Annotated in this window: 15 protein-coding genes and 1 riboswitch; of the genes, 9 read left to right on the top strand and 6 right to left on the bottom strand. The window is 45.1% G+C overall.

Annotation, left to right across the window (positions count from 1 at the left end):
* Positions 1-152 precede the first annotated feature (152 nt).
* From FC652_RS00955 to FC652_RS20510, 3 genes are all read left to right on the top strand, one after another.
* Positions 153-1,349, top strand: coding sequence for an MFS transporter (locus FC652_RS00955; protein WP_130247216.1), 1,197 nt, complete (start codon positions 153-155; stop codon positions 1,347-1,349).
* An 83-nt stretch (positions 1,350-1,432) separates the two neighbouring features.
* Complete coding sequence (locus tag FC652_RS00950; RefSeq protein WP_114717632.1) at positions 1,433-2,125, top strand: SDR family oxidoreductase; 693 nt, start codon at positions 1,433-1,435, stop codon at positions 2,123-2,125.
* 40 nt (positions 2,126-2,165) lie between these two features.
* The gene (locus tag FC652_RS20510) at positions 2,166-2,288 is read left to right on the top strand and encodes a hypothetical protein (protein ID WP_255199111.1); all 123 of its coding nucleotides are present in this window, start codon (positions 2,166-2,168) and stop codon (positions 2,286-2,288) included.
* A 272-nt stretch (positions 2,289-2,560) separates the two neighbouring features.
* On the opposite strand, the gene FC652_RS00945 is transcribed toward FC652_RS20510, so the two are convergent.
* On the bottom strand, positions 2,561-3,754 hold the full coding sequence (locus FC652_RS00945; RefSeq protein WP_176297127.1) for an acetate/propionate family kinase: 1,194 nt from the start codon (positions 3,752-3,754) through the stop codon (positions 2,561-2,563).
* 354 nt (positions 3,755-4,108) lie between these two features.
* Entirely contained in the window at positions 4,109-4,702 is a 594-nt protein-coding gene (locus tag FC652_RS00940) for a class I SAM-dependent methyltransferase (protein WP_176297126.1), read from the bottom strand.
* Positions 4,703-4,847: 145 nt separating this feature from the next.
* Here FC652_RS00940 and FC652_RS00935 point away from each other — a divergent pair, with 145 nt between their 5' ends.
* Together FC652_RS00935 and FC652_RS00930 are read left to right on the top strand one after the other, a co-directional pair.
* A complete protein-coding gene (locus tag FC652_RS00935) occupies positions 4,848-5,726 on the top strand; it encodes a LysR family transcriptional regulator (RefSeq protein ID WP_176297125.1) in 879 nt (292 codons plus the stop codon).
* 174 nt (positions 5,727-5,900) lie between these two features.
* Entirely contained in the window at positions 5,901-6,794 is an 894-nt protein-coding gene (locus FC652_RS00930) for a cation diffusion facilitator family transporter (RefSeq protein ID WP_176297124.1), read from the top strand.
* A 31-nt stretch (positions 6,795-6,825) separates the two neighbouring features.
* Here FC652_RS00930 and yddG read toward each other — a convergent pair whose 3' ends face one another.
* Positions 6,826-7,716, bottom strand: a complete 891-nt coding sequence (yddG, locus tag FC652_RS00925) for an aromatic amino acid DMT transporter YddG (RefSeq protein ID WP_176297123.1) — start codon at positions 7,714-7,716, stop codon at positions 6,826-6,828.
* A gap of 126 nt (positions 7,717-7,842) precedes the next feature.
* Between yddG and FC652_RS00920 the strand changes: the two genes are divergently transcribed.
* Together FC652_RS00920 and elbB are read left to right on the top strand one after the other, a co-directional pair.
* Entirely contained in the window at positions 7,843-8,010 is a 168-nt protein-coding gene (locus tag FC652_RS00920; RefSeq protein ID WP_176296986.1) for a hypothetical protein, read from the top strand.
* 95 nt (positions 8,011-8,105) lie between these two features.
* Complete coding sequence (gene elbB, locus FC652_RS00915; protein WP_176297122.1) at positions 8,106-8,756, top strand: isoprenoid biosynthesis glyoxalase ElbB; 651 nt, start codon at positions 8,106-8,108, stop codon at positions 8,754-8,756.
* Positions 8,757-8,763: 7 nt separating this feature from the next.
* On the opposite strand, the gene FC652_RS00910 is transcribed toward elbB, so the two are convergent.
* Positions 8,764-9,756, bottom strand: a complete 993-nt coding sequence (locus tag FC652_RS00910) for an ABC transporter substrate-binding protein (protein ID WP_176297121.1) — start codon at positions 9,754-9,756, stop codon at positions 8,764-8,766.
* Between the two features lie 139 nt (positions 9,757-9,895).
* On the opposite strand from FC652_RS00910, the gene FC652_RS00905 reads away from it, so the two are divergent.
* Positions 9,896-11,845, top strand: coding sequence for an ATP-binding protein (locus FC652_RS00905; protein ID WP_176297120.1), 1,950 nt, complete (start codon positions 9,896-9,898; stop codon positions 11,843-11,845).
* Between the two features lie 90 nt (positions 11,846-11,935).
* On the opposite strand, the gene FC652_RS00900 is transcribed toward FC652_RS00905, so the two are convergent.
* Both FC652_RS00900 and FC652_RS00895 read right to left on the bottom strand, forming a co-directional pair.
* Positions 11,936-13,477 carry a DUF3369 domain-containing protein gene (locus FC652_RS00900; protein ID WP_176297119.1) on the bottom strand — a complete coding sequence of 514 codons (1,542 nt, stop codon included), beginning with the start codon at positions 13,475-13,477 and terminating at the stop codon, positions 11,936-11,938.
* Between the two features lie 96 nt (positions 13,478-13,573).
* Complete coding sequence (locus tag FC652_RS00895; RefSeq protein WP_176297118.1) at positions 13,574-13,894, bottom strand: DOPA 4,5-dioxygenase family protein; 321 nt, start codon at positions 13,892-13,894, stop codon at positions 13,574-13,576.
* A 150-nt stretch (positions 13,895-14,044) separates the two neighbouring features.
* A riboswitch (purine riboswitch) is annotated at positions 14,045-14,144 on the top strand.
* A gap of 23 nt (positions 14,145-14,167) precedes the next feature.
* Between FC652_RS00895 and add the strand changes: the two genes are divergently transcribed.
* Positions 14,168-15,163 (top strand): adenosine deaminase, encoded by a 996-nt coding sequence (gene add / locus FC652_RS00890; protein WP_176297117.1) that lies wholly within the window; start codon positions 14,168-14,170, stop codon positions 15,161-15,163.
* Positions 15,164-15,278 lie beyond the last annotated feature (115 nt).

The following is a 15,278-nucleotide window of genomic DNA, read 5'->3' as shown; positions in this document are numbered from 1 at the left end:
ATTGCATTTATAGCAAATATCATTTGTTAAATAACCTATTTTTTGCAACTACATTTCCACGCAAAATCCCTCCATCAAATCACGGCAGCACGACACGTTGATAAGCACATTCGCTGCTGTTTACTAGAACCTAACAAAAGAGAGTAAATGATATGCCATTAGCACTTCTTGCATTGACGCTCAGCGCCTTTGCTATCGGAACGACGGAGTTTGTGATCGTGGGATTGATCCCGACCATGGCTTCTGACCTAAACGTCTCACTACCATCCGCAGGACTACTGGTGAGCCTTTATGCACTCGGTGTTGCGATTGGCGCACCTGTTTTAACAGCACTAACGGGAAAGTGGAACCGTAAGCACGTACTCATTACGGTTATGTCACTGTTTGTGATTGGCAACTTATTGGCATGGCAAGCACCTGGTTACAACACCCTTATCGTTGCTCGAATTTTGACTGGTCTAGCCCATGGTGTGTTTTTCTCCATCGGCTCCACAATTGCGACTGGCCTAGTATCTAAAGAAAAAGCGGCAAGTGCGATTGCGATTATGTTCACGGGATTAACCGTAGCATTAGTAACGGGCGTCCCGCTTGGTACTTACATCGGCCAGACCTTTGGTTGGCAATCGACGTTTTTGATTGTCGCGCTATTGGGACTTATTGCGTTGATTGGTAGTGCTTTCTTAGTGCCAAGCAACCTAAAGCAGCCTGCTGCCGCGAAACTGTCATCACAACTAAAAGTGTTAACGCAACCAAGACTACTATTGGTTTATGCCATCACAGCACTCGGTTACGGTGGTACCTTTACCGCTTTCACTTTCCTTGCGCCGATTTTGCAACAGGAAACAGGATTCAGCGCAAATGCAATCAGCCTAATTATGTTGGTATACGGCGTATCAGTAGCGATTGGTAATATTTGGGGCGGCAAAATGGCCGATAAGATGGGGCCAATAAAAGCACTGACTATTATTTTTGCGGGACTCGCCACCGTATTAGTTGTATTTAACTTTACGGCCATTAACCCTATAGCAGCGGTAGCGACCATTTTAGTTTGGGGGGCATTTGCATTCGGTAATGTTCCTGGTTTACAAGTATATGTGGTTAAGCTGGCTGAAAAATACACTCCTGATGCGGTAGACGTCGCTTCTGGTCTAAACATTGCGGCGTTTAACGTGGGTATTGCTCTTGGCTCTTGGGGAGGCGGTATGATTGTGTCAGAAATGGGCTTAATGCATACACCTTGGATTGGAGCCGTGATAGTGATCGTTGCGCTCGCTCTTACTCGAATGAGTGGGCGTCTTGATAAACGTACAGCAGTTCATTTGTCGGAAGCAAACGTAGTTCTGAAGTAAGTATCACGACAATGGTTACAAGCTGGTCAAGGTTCGGCATTGACCAGCTAATTCTTACTTATAATCAACTTAGGTAGCTCACAATGAAAACGGTTTTTATCACTGGCGCCAATCGAGGCTTAGGCCTAGAGCTTGTTAAACAATACGCTCAGCGTGGATGGCGTGTGATTGCATGCTGCCGTGACATCAATACAGCTCAGGCTTTGTGTCTCTTGGTTCAAACTTATCCCACCATTTGCATTCATCCGCTCGACGTGAGTAATGAGTCCCATATTCTCGCTTTGACAGAAAAATTTGCGGGCATCGCCATTGATGTACTTATTCATAACGCGGGGGTAAGCGGAGATGAATGTGAAAGCCTAGGCAATATGGGGCAAAAGGAATGGATAAATGTATTAAAGGTCAACACCATTGCACCCATGTTAATCACGCAGGCTTTGCTTCATAACATTCTTGCTGGCGAAGATAAAACCATCATTGGGATGACTTCAATACTCGCTAGCATCGATGACAACCGCTCTGGTGGTCGATACAGCTATCGCGCATCAAAAGCCGCCCTCAACCAAATAATTAAATCTTTAGCTTGCGAACTATCCGAAGTGGGTGTGAAGACTATGGCAATTCACCCAGGTTGGGTACAAACCGATATGGGCGGAAAGGATGGCAAGGTCACAGTAGAAGAGAGTGTTAAAGGCATGCTTAATGTTATCGATAATTTAAAACCTAAGCATTCAGGTTCATTTTTTGTCTACGATGGAACTCAATTGCCGTGGTAAGTCTTGTAGTTAAGTCACACGCAAGCTCTAAGGGTATGATATGCTTCTAACTTTTATCATTTTAATCCTTTCTATTGTCGCTTTGCTCGGGTGGTATTTACAAAAAGTCTCCCGTGATATTTCCCAAATTGACTGGGATTGGGATGACGATGAGATCCTATAAATTGATATCGCCTGCATCTACGGCTGGCAACATTACATTATCTAATAAACAACTGCGAGCTTGCTCTGGTACTGGGTAAATACTTTAGCGCGAAATGGGGCTGAAACAATTCAACACTAAGCTCGCTAACTTGGGGCAAAAATGAATTGCAGAAGGCAATTTAGTAAGCAATGGTTGTGTCACCAACACATGCTTAGCGATGGTCTATCCAACATATGAGTAAAAAAAAGCGAGCACATGGCTCGCTTTTAACTATCTGTTTTTGAAGTAAATTACAGCAATTCAACCGATTGCTGGGCTATCACGAATTCTTCGTTGGTTGGGATAACCATCGCCACTGCGTTTAGCAATGTCGATGTTGCGATCACACCTGCGTTACCGAAACGAGCATCTTCGTTGCCTTTTTCATCTTCAACAAAACCAAGAAGTTTCAGATTCTTAAGGATCTCACGACGAATTGGTAGTGAGTTTTCGCCAATGCCGCCAGTGAAGATGATGCCGTCAAAAGAATCTAGCGCAGCTAGGTATGACGCAATGTATTTCGCGACACGGTAGGTGAACACTTGGAATGCCAGCGTCGCGCCTTCGTGGCCCTGTTCCATCGCTTCTAGAATGCCACGAGCGTCGCTAGTTAGGCCGGATACACCTAAGAAGCCAGAGGCTTTATTTAGCGAGTTGAACACTTTCTCTTGAGACCAACCTTTCTTAAGTAGGTATTCAATGATGCCAGGGTCTAGGTCGCCACAACGGGTACCCATCATGAGGCCAGAAAGTGGCGTGAAGCCCATAGAGGTATCGACAGATTCACCATTGTTAATCGCACACACTGAAGCACCATTGCCAAGGTGTACAGAGATGAAGCTAGATTCTTCAATTGGCTTGTTCAGCATTTTCGCTGCTTCACGACTTACGAAGTAGTGGCTGGTGCCATGGAAACCGTAGCGACGAATGCCGAAATCCGTGTACAACTCGTTCGCGATAGCGCCGGTAAACGCGCGCTTTGGCATAGTTTGGTGGAAAGCGGTATCAAACACAGCAAACTGAGGAAGTGCAGGAAAGGCTTCCATCGCCGCACGAATACCGATAGCACCCGCAGGGTTATGCAATGGAGCAAGATCGGCAAGCTTCTCGATCTCTGCCGTCACTTCTTCATTAATACGTACTGTCGATGTGAACTTCTCACCACCGTGTACAATTCGGTGCCCTACAGCAACGATATCTTTCGTCAAACCTAATTCTTCAGTCAAACCAACCAGTTTGCCGATAGCGATTTTGTGGTGGTTATCTTCACCTTGAATGACAATCTCTGTTTTTTCGCCTGAGTATTTCCAGCTCATGCGAGCATCTGCAAGACCAAAGCACTCACCCAAGCCACTCAGCACCGCTTCACCAGTGACAGAGTTAATGACTGCGAACTTGAGAGAAGAGCTACCCGAGTTGATGACCAATACGAACGAATTAGACATTAAGTTTATTTCCTGTTGTGGAGCGGAATATAAGGGACCGACGCCAAGGCGCGATGTTCATTCATTGTTGAAACCATTATTCAATAATTTTTGAATCTTTCAACTATCTTTTAACTCAATTATTTTTGCCACCACTATTTATTGATCTGTCGCAATTTATCATTTATTTCTAAGCAAAAATAATTTACCCAACTCCCCAAAATCGTACCGTCAAACAAGGGACAAAGGAGATACGCTTGAACGCCAAAAACAACAAAGGCCACCGCATCAAATGCAGTAGCCTTTACCAATCGGTATCGTTTTACTCAATCGCGACCGTGAATATTGTTCTATCGTATCGTCGAAAACGAACAACTACTCAGTACGCTTGCCGATCCCAACAAAAACTTTTTGTTCAGAGCCCCCAAGAGCAAGACTGAAGGATGGTTTCACGCTCACCTCGTTAAATCCCGCTTGAAGCAACAAGTGCTCGGCTCGTTTCATTGTCAATCCTTCATCATCCGATTCTGCTATCCAATCCCAGTGGATAAAGCATCCTCCAATGTTCAGCAAGCTATGAGACACTTCTAACGTCGTAGGTAGGTCATCAATAAATGCACAAACCGACGAGGCAACCACCACGTCAAACTGCCCACGAAATGCAGGGTGCTGAGCCGCCAAGCCGCGAGTGAGACTATCCACTACAGGTTCGACATTGGGCAACTGCTTTTTGTCTAACTCTTCGATCATTTCTTCGGATGAATCAAGTGCAATGATCTCTTTCGCTAAGGGCGACATTTTTCGGCTTAACAAGCCTGTACCACATCCTAAATCTAGGATTCTAGCTCCGTTGAGGTTAGCTAAACTCGTCAACTGGTTAAACACAGATTGTGCAAACTGTTCCGTTGCTGGATTGCTCTCCCACTCCTTCGCGGCTTCGTCCCAATTGTGTGCCATCACGGCCTCCATAATTACTTCTTGCAACGCTGATAGATTAACTCAAAATATTCCTTACGTCATAGAGTTATTGTCAATTTCCCAGCACATAAAGCAACTTAACAACCTATGCTAAAGTTCGCTATGCTAGAACCAAGTTCCATTTTACGAGTGAATTATGAACCTTTCACAAATTGAAGCCTTTTGTAGTATTGCAGAGTTAGGCTCAGTCTCTGAAGCTGCAAGACATCTAGACTGCAATCGAACTAAACTCAGCATGTCGATCAAATCGCTGGAAAAGGAGTTGGATATCGAGCTATTTATCCGCTCTGGTAATCAACTGACGTTATCAGAAGCAGGTAAAGCGATTTTTAAAGACTGTGAAAATTTGCTTGTCACTTCTCAGCGCATCAAACAAACCTGTGCAGAAGTATCGGGCGTTTTTAACGCTGAGTTATGGATCGCTCGAGACGATTCATTACCCGATGAAACTTGGCAGGAATTTTCTCACGAACTCAGTCGCCAGTACCCTTCAACCGCATTCAACATCGTGCTGGCATCCAGTGGCGATCTTGCCAACTTGGTGGAGACCAGACAGGTGGATTTTGCCTTCGGTGTCGACTACGAACGTGTTGACAGCCCTAAGATTACCTACACGCCACTGGGTAAAATTCGCATGATGTCTGTATGTCAACATGATCATCCCCTCACCAAGATGCGCCGTGTTTCTGATGAAGACTTACGAGCACAAATGCAAGCGTTGATGGTCTATTTGAATGAAAAAGACAATCCTGAGCTAAGGCCCTTTTCCCTACGCCACATCGGTTTTTCCTGCTTTGACTACATGCTGAACATGATCCTCCAAGAAAACGCATGGGGAGTATTACCCGAACCCTTGATTCGACTCTACTTGCGCGAACAAAAACTCGCCGTAATCAAACACACCTACGGTTTGACCCAAGAGGATTATTGCATGCTGACCCATAGTGGCATGAGAGAACACCCAGCCATGACGTGGCTGGCGGACAGAATCAACGATTATTTGTTCGATTTCTAACTCGAGCACAGTGAGCGTCAATATTAATGACGCTCGATTTACCAATTAAAGTATTGATTTAAAAAGACAATATCAACAATCATTAAATTGACACATTTCATTCACTGACTTTTCATTTGTAAAATTTCGCCGTTACGCAAACAATAACAGAGTGTTTAGCAACCGGAAAATTTTATGTGTGACAGGACAACTAAGAACGAAAACCGTATTTTAATCTTCTCAGCCCTTGCAGCATCTGGGTTCGCAGTTAGTGGTTTGGTACTTGGTATGTTCGCAGGGTCACTGGTAATTATGTTCGACGGAGTATACTCCCTCGTCAGCCTGCTGTTAACATTATTGTCGCTCGCAGCTTCTTACTACATTAGTAAACCTTCTCAACGACTTTTTCCTTTTGGTAAAGCTGTCTTAGAGCCGATTGTTATCGCAATCAAGGCAATAGTGATTTTAATGGTGGTTGCTTACTCACTTTATTCTGCCGTGTTCGATTTGTTCAACGGTGGTCGTGAGGTCAATGCCTCTGTAGCGATTTTCTTTGAGACTTCGTGTGTGATTGGTTGTGCTTATGTCTGGTGGTATATCTCCAGAAAAAGTCGTCAATACTCGTCGGGACTTATTGCCGCTGAAGTCAAACAGTGGCAGATGGATGCGCTGCTCAGTGCCGTTGTTACCATTGGATTTATCATGTCCATCGCCGTGACGTATACCCCATACGCTGAGTTTGCAGCCTATGCGGATCCAGTCATGATGCTGGCAATGTCGTTTTACTTCATCAAAGTGCCACTGGGCATGTTGAAAGACGCTCTGCGTGAGTTGTTGGTTATGTCTCCAAATGAGGAGCTTTGTCGAAGTGTCGGCCATGATATTGAGTTCATTGAGAAACAAACTTCCCAGCATCTGAAACTCGCAGGTGTTGCTAAAGTGGGGCAAGAATTACGCGTTAACGTTGATTTGCATGTTAAAAACAAAACGTTGGCCCTAGCCGAACTGGAAAATACTCGAGATAAACTGAAGCAACAGCTTTCTAAGCATCCGTTTAAACTACAGCTTAACGTAAACGTCGCTTTCTAACTGGCTTGCAGATCTAACCCCAAACGCCGTCTCATCCGACGGCGTTTTTGTTTCTCGTTAACCACCAGCAAGCCAGAGAGCCAACGGTGACCATGGCAACGCCCTGCCAAAAGGTACTGGGCAGCGTAACGCCTAAAATAATGGATGAGAACAGAGCCGACAACACAGGCGTAAAGTAAGACAAAGTGGCCAGAAACATCATGTTACCGCCAACAATTGCTACATTCCACAATGCGTAACCGCCCGCCATCAGCGTGGATGCACCCAGCAAAACAAGGCCACTTCGCCATTCAAAGTGAAGAGGCATTGGCGGAGATAACGCAAACTTCAGCCAAAGAGTCACTGCGGTGGCGATAAAAAACAGCGTGATGGCGTTATGTTTTGACTGCTGTTTTTGCGTCACATTGCAATAAATCGCCCAGATAATTGCCCCAGCAAAAGCCATAATAAAGACTACCGGGTTGGCCATCACGTTTGCCTGGATCGTTGTCAGTGACACGCCATCATCACCACTGATCGTCCACGCTACACCAATAAAGGCCAGCAGCACCGCTGGGTAAAGCCACCAACTGGTTTTCTTCGCGCTTCCCCACACCGCAAACAATACTGTCAAAGCTGGCCAAAGATAATTGACGATTGAAACTTGAATCGACTGTATTCGGCTATCGGCATAACCTAACGACAGAGCAAGTAAGATTTCATAGCTGACGAACAAGGCCCCTCCTAGCAATAAGTAGCGAGGAGAAAAGTGACGTAACTTCGGAATACCAAGCACCATCATTAACATAATCGCGCTACAGGTGTACAAGAGCGCAGCACCACCAAGTGCACCAAAAGATTCAGCTACCATACGTGTCATTGCCAACAAGCAACTCCAAAATAAGATGGCAAGCAAGCCAAACAAGGTATAGCGATTTGTCATTCTCTGTGATCCCAAGCGCAGCACAAGCAAATAAGAGCAAGAGCTTACTGCAAAACTGACCTAGTTCAAAAACAAACGCTTCCATTCTCTATATAAACAAAACCATCGTCCGATGCAGGAGCCTTTATGAAACGATTTCTCCCTTCCAGTGTCATGCTCACCCCTTTTGTTGTTCGTTATTATGACGAAAATGAGTCCGACCAAAACGACTCCAACGATTCAACACTCGATGATGGGACTTCTATCGCCGAGAATGGAAGCGGCTGCAAAACAGCCAACACTGAACTTGAATAAAGCCACAGAAAATGAGGCAGCATGTTTCTCAAGCACCAAATTGCGCTAGAGTAGGATCACTCGTTGGCAAGTTCCCTAATCATAGGAAGGTAAACATGAAAAAAGTGGCGGTTATTCTGAGCGGCTGTGGTGTTTATGATGGTGCAGAAATTCACGAAGCCGTGCTCGCACTGCTCGCGATTGAAAAAGCGGGAGCCAATTGGCACTGTTTTGCCCCTAACGTAGATCAGCTGCACGTGATCAATCATAAAACCGGGGAAGAGATGAGCGAAACTCGTAATGTATTAGTGGAATCTGCACGCATTGCGAGAGGCAATATCGACGACGTGGTGAAACTCAATGTTGAAGAGTTCGACGCGCTACTCCTTCCAGGAGGATTTGGCGCAGCGAAAAACCTCAGTAATTTCGCCATTTCTGGCGCAGAATGCCGCCTGAATCAGGATGTCGAGAAAGCGTGCAAGGCATTTGCTCTAGCCGGTAAACCTGCTGGCTATCTTTGTATTGCCCCTGTCATGCTGCCACTGATTTACGGTGCTGGAATTGGAGGTACCGTAGGCAATGATGCCGCAACAGCCGCCGCCTTCAATCAGATGGGCGGCGACCACAAAGCGTGTGATGTTGACGAGATTTGCCATGATGCCAAACACAACGTGTTTTCAACACCCGCATACATGCTTGCTGGTTCCATTCGTGAAGCGGCGAGCGGCATTGACAAGCTGATTAGCGCGTTGGTCGAAGCCGCTTAACAGTTTTCTAGTCTACCCGCTCCCATTCTTGTGGAGCGGGTAGTTTCCAACGGCGAAATTCAGATTCACTGTAGAGTGGTCGACCTTGATTGCCAATTTGGATAGGAATTGTATCTGCAGGTTTACCATCCAAAATTTGGTTGATGATTTGTCCTACCTGACGTCCTTGAGCCTCCCCAAACAGCACCACACCCCCAGCTGTTTTTCCCTTTCCGACCGAGAAATCCCAAAAACCAAACAGTGGAACTTCCGAGTGAGTGTTGCTCCAAGATAAGATCTTTTCCGCTGGTACATTGTCACCCTGCTTATCGACCAAGGTCTGATATAAACCCACCAGAACAGCATCAACATTTTGCTCTTTAGCTTGCATGATCACGGTTTGCCATTTCTCCTCTGTATCAATCAAATGCACCGCCATTTCAATGCCGAGACTTTGCTTGATCATTTGATACTGTCTCTCAATATAAGCCCCCGCAATGCTGGAAGTGACACCAGAGTCAAACATCACCCAAATCTTCAAAGGGTCTTTGGCCAGCAATCTCTTAATTTCAGCGACATTTTTTACAAACAACGGCAATTCTAAAATTCCGGTGACCCTAGCCTGACCATGGTACTGTGATAAAAGCTTACGTGGATTTGAGTTCACACCGAGGAAGACCATTGATATCGGCTCATCATACAACTTCGGATAGATATAGTGGAAAGCGTTATCATCTCCGAGCACCACTATATCTGGCTTCATCGTCTGGTACTTCGCAAACGCGTTATCGGCCATTGCAGCGTATTGCTCTTTGGGGACTCGTTTGGTGTTCATTTCAAAGGTTTCTAACTGCGCGCGATCCCCTAATTCTTGTGAAATACCGTGAAGATAACTTTTGTCCCACTCAAATTCAGCGTGGTAACTCTGAATGACTAAGATTTCTATACTATTGGCAAAAGGCGCGACTAAAACAGCGAGCAACACTATCGCCTTAAGCACACTCAATGTAATAACTTTCATTACCTTATCTCATTGCAAACAGCTCTCTACCGAGTGTAGACCTCTAGTATCAAAAAGAAAAACGCTGGCCTAGTTTCTCCATCCTGTTTTCTATCCTGACTATACTTTCAAGGTACTCGATGGCCAAACAGGGAATATCATGAGTCGTAAAACTCGGTACCAAGAAAGCCTTAACAACCCTCTTTTTAGCCGCATTGGTCGACGCATTATCTTGATCATGATACTACTCAGTGGCGCTTTCACTTTGCTCACGACCTTGCTGCAACTTTATTGGGACTATGACAAGGAATTTAATGACGTAGAACAACGGCATCATGAGATTCATACTGTTCATGCCGGCTTACTTTCTGCTTCGTTATGGTCATTTGATTTGGTGTTATTGCAAGAACGGTTGGATGGTTTGGTCAATCTGCCAAAAATCGATTATCTGGAAGTTCAGTCGGGAAACTACACCTTCAACTCGGGTGAAAAAGTCGCTGAAGGTGCCATCATCGATACTTATCCGCTGAGCTATTACAACGACATTTCTGGGACAAGAGAAGAGCTAGGCACCATTTACGTCGAGTCTGATGCGCACGAAATCTACCATTATCTGCTTAAACAGTTTCTGGTGACCCTCACTTTAAATGCCATGAAAACCGCATTGGTTTGCTACATCATTTTGATGATTTTCCATGCCAGTGTGAATCGACGTATCTTTGAAATCGCACAGTATTTAAGAAACTACAATCCAAGACATCCTTCCGATCCGTTACAACTTGCGCATTACCAATGGATCATGGAGAACGATGACGAACTCGACTGGCTCGGCGATGAAACCAACCGGATTACAGGCAATGTCACCACCTTATATCGCAATATCAAACAGGAACAAGAGCGGCTGGCTGATTTCACCCACGTATCTTCAGATTGGTTATGGGAAACCGACGAACTTGGCCGGCTAACGTACTGTTCTGATGCGATGATTAACGCGCTCAATGTCAACCCGATGGAAAAGCCACTGTTTACCGAGATTGACGCGCTTTCAGAGGCACACAATCTCACCAGTTATATTTTGAGGCGAAATGATTTTTCCATGTGTGAAGAGAGCATCATCTTAAACTGCATTACTTACCATTTTCTTTTTCAAGCCATCGCAAAATATGAAGAGAACAAATTTCTCGGTTTTCGTGGTACCACGATTAACATTACAGATCTCAAACTCACACAGATCGAACTGCAACAACTCAACCAAAACCTTGAGCATGAAGTGGCGGTAAGAACCCTCGACTTAAAGCAAAGCATGGAACAGCTCAAAGCCACACAAGAACAGCTCGTGGAATCAGAAAAACTGGCGGCATTGGGCGGGCTTGTTGCTGGTGTTGCCCACGAAGTCAACACCCCACTTGGTATCGCAGTGACCGCCTCTTCGATTATTCGAGATGCTTCCAATGAGCTTAATCAAGCCTTTTCCAATCAAACTTTAACCAGCGCACAATTTGCCGACGTGATGCAGAGAATTTCTGACAGCAGCCAAATGCTGGAAAACAACCTTAACCGTGCGGCGAAACTGATCCGAGATTTCAAACAAACGGCGGTCGATCAAATCTCCGAAAGCCGCAGCGAGTTCAATGTCAAACAAGTGCTTGATGCGTTAATTGCCAGCCTGCATCCTGAAACACGCAAGGTGCCTGTGGCTCCTATCGTGGAATCACCAGAGGATGTGATCATGAACAGTTTGCCCGGTGTTCTCACTCAAATCGTCTCAAATCTTGTCCTCAACAGTGTCAATCACGCCTTCAGTACTCAACCAAACCCCGAGATTCTTGTCCGCATTTCTGAACAAGAACAAAACGTCATATTGGAGTATCAAGACAACGGCGCTGGCGTTGACCAATCGTTACATCAAAAGATTTTCGAGCCGTTTTATACCAGTAAACGAGGAAAAGGTGGTTCTGGATTAGGCTTAAATCTGGTGTTTAATTTAGTCAAACAAAAGCTCAAAGGTGATCTCTCTTTTCATTCAGAGCCAAACCAAGGCGTGCATTTTGTAATTACACTGCCCAAAGAACTGCCAATGCAGATAGAGTTTGCTCAGAAAAGTGCCTGATTTCAATAACAAGAACCCCGTGCTAAATAGCACGGGGTTCGCAGAAAAAAGCAAGAGCTGAGAAATAAAAAAGGATAACCAAAGGACTCGCTAGTCAGGATGCTGAATACGAATATCGATAAACGCTTGCCAATTTTCCAACAACAAATCCACTAATCGGGGATCGAAATGTTTGCCTTTTTGCGCTTCGATTTCTTGGCGAATTTGTTCATCAGACCACGGTTCTTTGTAGCTGCGTTTTGCCCCTAACGCATCAAACACATCCGCCAAGCCCGTAATTCGGCCACTGATCGGGATCGCCTCGCCTTTCAGCCCCATCGGATACCCTGAACCGTCCCACTTTTCGTGATGCGTCCCAGCGATTTCTTTCGCAATGGCAAAGAGGCGTCGTTTGGATTTACTCAAGATGTTGACGCCATATTCGACGTGCTTTTTCATGATTTCCCACTCTTGCGCATCCAGCTTACCGGGCTTGTGAAGAATGTTGTCAGGAATCGCAACTTTGCCCACATCGTGTAAAGGTGCGGCATGTTTGATCAAACTTACATCTCGTTCATCCAAGCCATACAACTGGGCCAACTTTTCAGAGATTAATGAGACCCGCTGAACGTGTGCTCCAGTTTCTTTGCTGCGCGCCTCAACTGCATTTGCAAGATTACAAACTAGCTCTTTTGAGGTTTCTCTGACATCCAACATTAAGTTAAGATTTTCAAAGGTTAACCCAATGTTCTGCATGTAAATCTCCAGCAACTGAAGATCTAGCTCTGCGAGACTCTTACTAATGTTAACGTATAAAAGACTGTTTAACCCTTGGCCATCATCATTGTAAAGTACAAATGCATCGCCAAAATTGGTAGTTCTTTGACTTGAAAGCACTTGCTGACAACGTTCTGCTACCAGCATTGGCAATTTTTCGAAGTCACATTCAGCGTATAGGTTCACATAGCTTCCCGTTGCGGCCAATGTCATTGCTCTACTCGCCTCACCAATTGGTTTAGGCTTTACCAAGCAATAAAAAGCCGACTTCTCTAACTTGAGCAAGGAAGTGAGTTGTTCTAACACAGCTGAAGCGTAGTTCTGCAGAGAGGTGGTATTTTGTACATAAGCAGAGGCTTGAATTACCTTACTCAAACCTTCTTTTTGTTCTTCTATCAAACAAAGGTCGCGATAAGCACGCAACATGGAATAGAGAACGGTCTTCAACTTTTGCGTGGTGAGCTCCGTTTTCTCTTTATAGTCATCAATCTCATATTCCTTGATGACGATATCTTCCGGTGCTTGCCCTGCTTGCCCCGTTCTGAGCACGAGACGAATCAAGCGGTTCTTCATTTGCTCGCGAATGAACTTAACCAACTCAAGGCCCGCATGCTCGGTCTCCATCACCACATCGACAAACGCAACGGCAATATCCGTTTGCTGCTGCAAAATCTGCCTAGCCTCTTGCCCTGATAGCGCGGAGATGAGTTCCAACTTCCTCTCTTGGAACTGAAAACCACTCAGCGCTAATCGAGTGACTTGATGCATTTGTTCATCATCATCCACCAGCAAAACTTTCCATGGCTTACATAGACGAAGGCTCTGTGTAGGCTCCTGAGATTGATTTTCTGCACGATGGTCTGCAAACAAGTCCATTTGTCACCCTCTCCATTTTTGTTACTCATACTCTAGGTTTAGCACAAATCGAAGGTGACAACGGCGGAAAGCCATAAAAGTGATTATCTGTATTTTTTAAGCTCTTAGCGTTTCTTCAAAAATGCCAAGTTCTTTGCCTAACCAGTGAGCGCGTTCAGTGTGGTCGAGCAAATGCTCATCACTGACCGGATGAATCAATACGGATAGATCGCCGCGATGTGCATCCAACCATTCAATCAAACCGTGTTGATTATCACGAAAGTGCAGCTCAAACATCGGCATCTTATGGGGGCCAACAAGACGATCGACCAGCGGAAATATCGCTGTGACATCTTGGCGTTCATTGCGGATCTGCTGATGAATCTTCAACGCATCTTGGCGACGAATCAGAGGATAATAAACATGGGCGTGAAACATACAGAGTAACCTTTTGAAATAATTTGTTTCATTCTAGCGGTTTGTTGAGCGTTTCCAATCAACAGATATCGATAGAGTCTATCAAAAAAATCGAAGATCCCGATGAAAAAGCCCCTTTTGTCACATTGATGAGGCGAAAAACAGGTGCTAGACTTTCGGCGATCAACGCTTCATATAATCCTAATGATATGGTTTGGGAGTTTCTACCAAGAGCCTTAAACTCTTGATTATGAAGTCTGTCGCTTTATCCGAAATTTTATAAAGAGAAGACTCATGAATTACTTTGACCTGCCGAAGATCGATTTGCACTGCCACCTAGATGGTAGCGTACGCCCGCAGACCATTATTGACCTTGCTGACGAACAGAACCTCACTCTGCCATCACGTGACATTAACGTGATCAAAGAGATGATGGTTGCACCAGAAACTTGCCCAAATTTGGATGAGTATCTGAAACGCTTTGAGTTGCCAGGTATGGTCATGCAAACGGCAGAAGCGCTAGAGAGAATTTCATTTGAGCTATTCGAAGACGCTGCAAACGAGAACGTCAAATATTTAGAAGTTCGCTTTGGCCCACTTTTACACCAAGTAAAAGGCTTGAGCCTTGAAGACATCATGGACAGCGTGGTTCGTGGAATGAAACGTGCGGAAGCACAGTACGACATCCACGGTAACTACATTTTGTCTATTCTACGCACCATGCCAAAAGACCAAATTAAAGCGGTTTTAGAAGCAGGCGCAAAACACCTTAACGATGGCATTGTGGCTTTTGACCTCGCTGGCTCTGAAGTTCCTGGATTCTGTCACGAGTTTGTTCCTTACGCACAATACGCAAAAGAGTTGGGTTACCGCATCACTATTCACGCAGGTGAGCAAGGTGCAGGACAAAACGTCTATGACGCGATTTCTTTGCTTGGCGCAGAGCGTGTTGGCCACGGTATTTTCATCCACAACCACCCAGAAGCTTACCAGCTCGTTAAAGGGGAAGAAGTGGCTCTGGAAACCTGCCCTAGCAGTAACGTTCAGACCAAAGCCGTCAACAGCTTGAGTGAACATCCAATTAAAGCGTTCTACAAAGACGGTATTGCCGTAACGATCAACACTGACAACCGTACCGTGTCGAACACCACGATGACCGACGAAGTGCGTAAAGTCGTTGAAGCATTTGAACTGACAGAAGCGGAATACTTCGATATCTACACTATCAGTGTCAACAATGCCTTCACCTCTGATGCGGTTAAACAGCATCTATTGAGCTTCGCTCAGTAAGCGTTAGGCAAACCGATATCGATAATGCGCCTTCCCAACGGAAGGCGTTTTTCATTCCACCACCGCAAACACTCATCTTTTTTTCACGAATATTCTGAGATGTTTTCTGTCAACC

The sequence above is a fragment of the Vibrio sp. 05-20-BW147 genome (assembly GCF_013369385.1).
Taxonomy (GTDB): Bacteria; Pseudomonadota; Gammaproteobacteria; order Enterobacterales; family Vibrionaceae; genus Vibrio; species Vibrio floridensis.
Note: the sequence above shows the minus strand (reverse complement) of the source record. Positions and strands in the feature narration are given on the sequence as shown.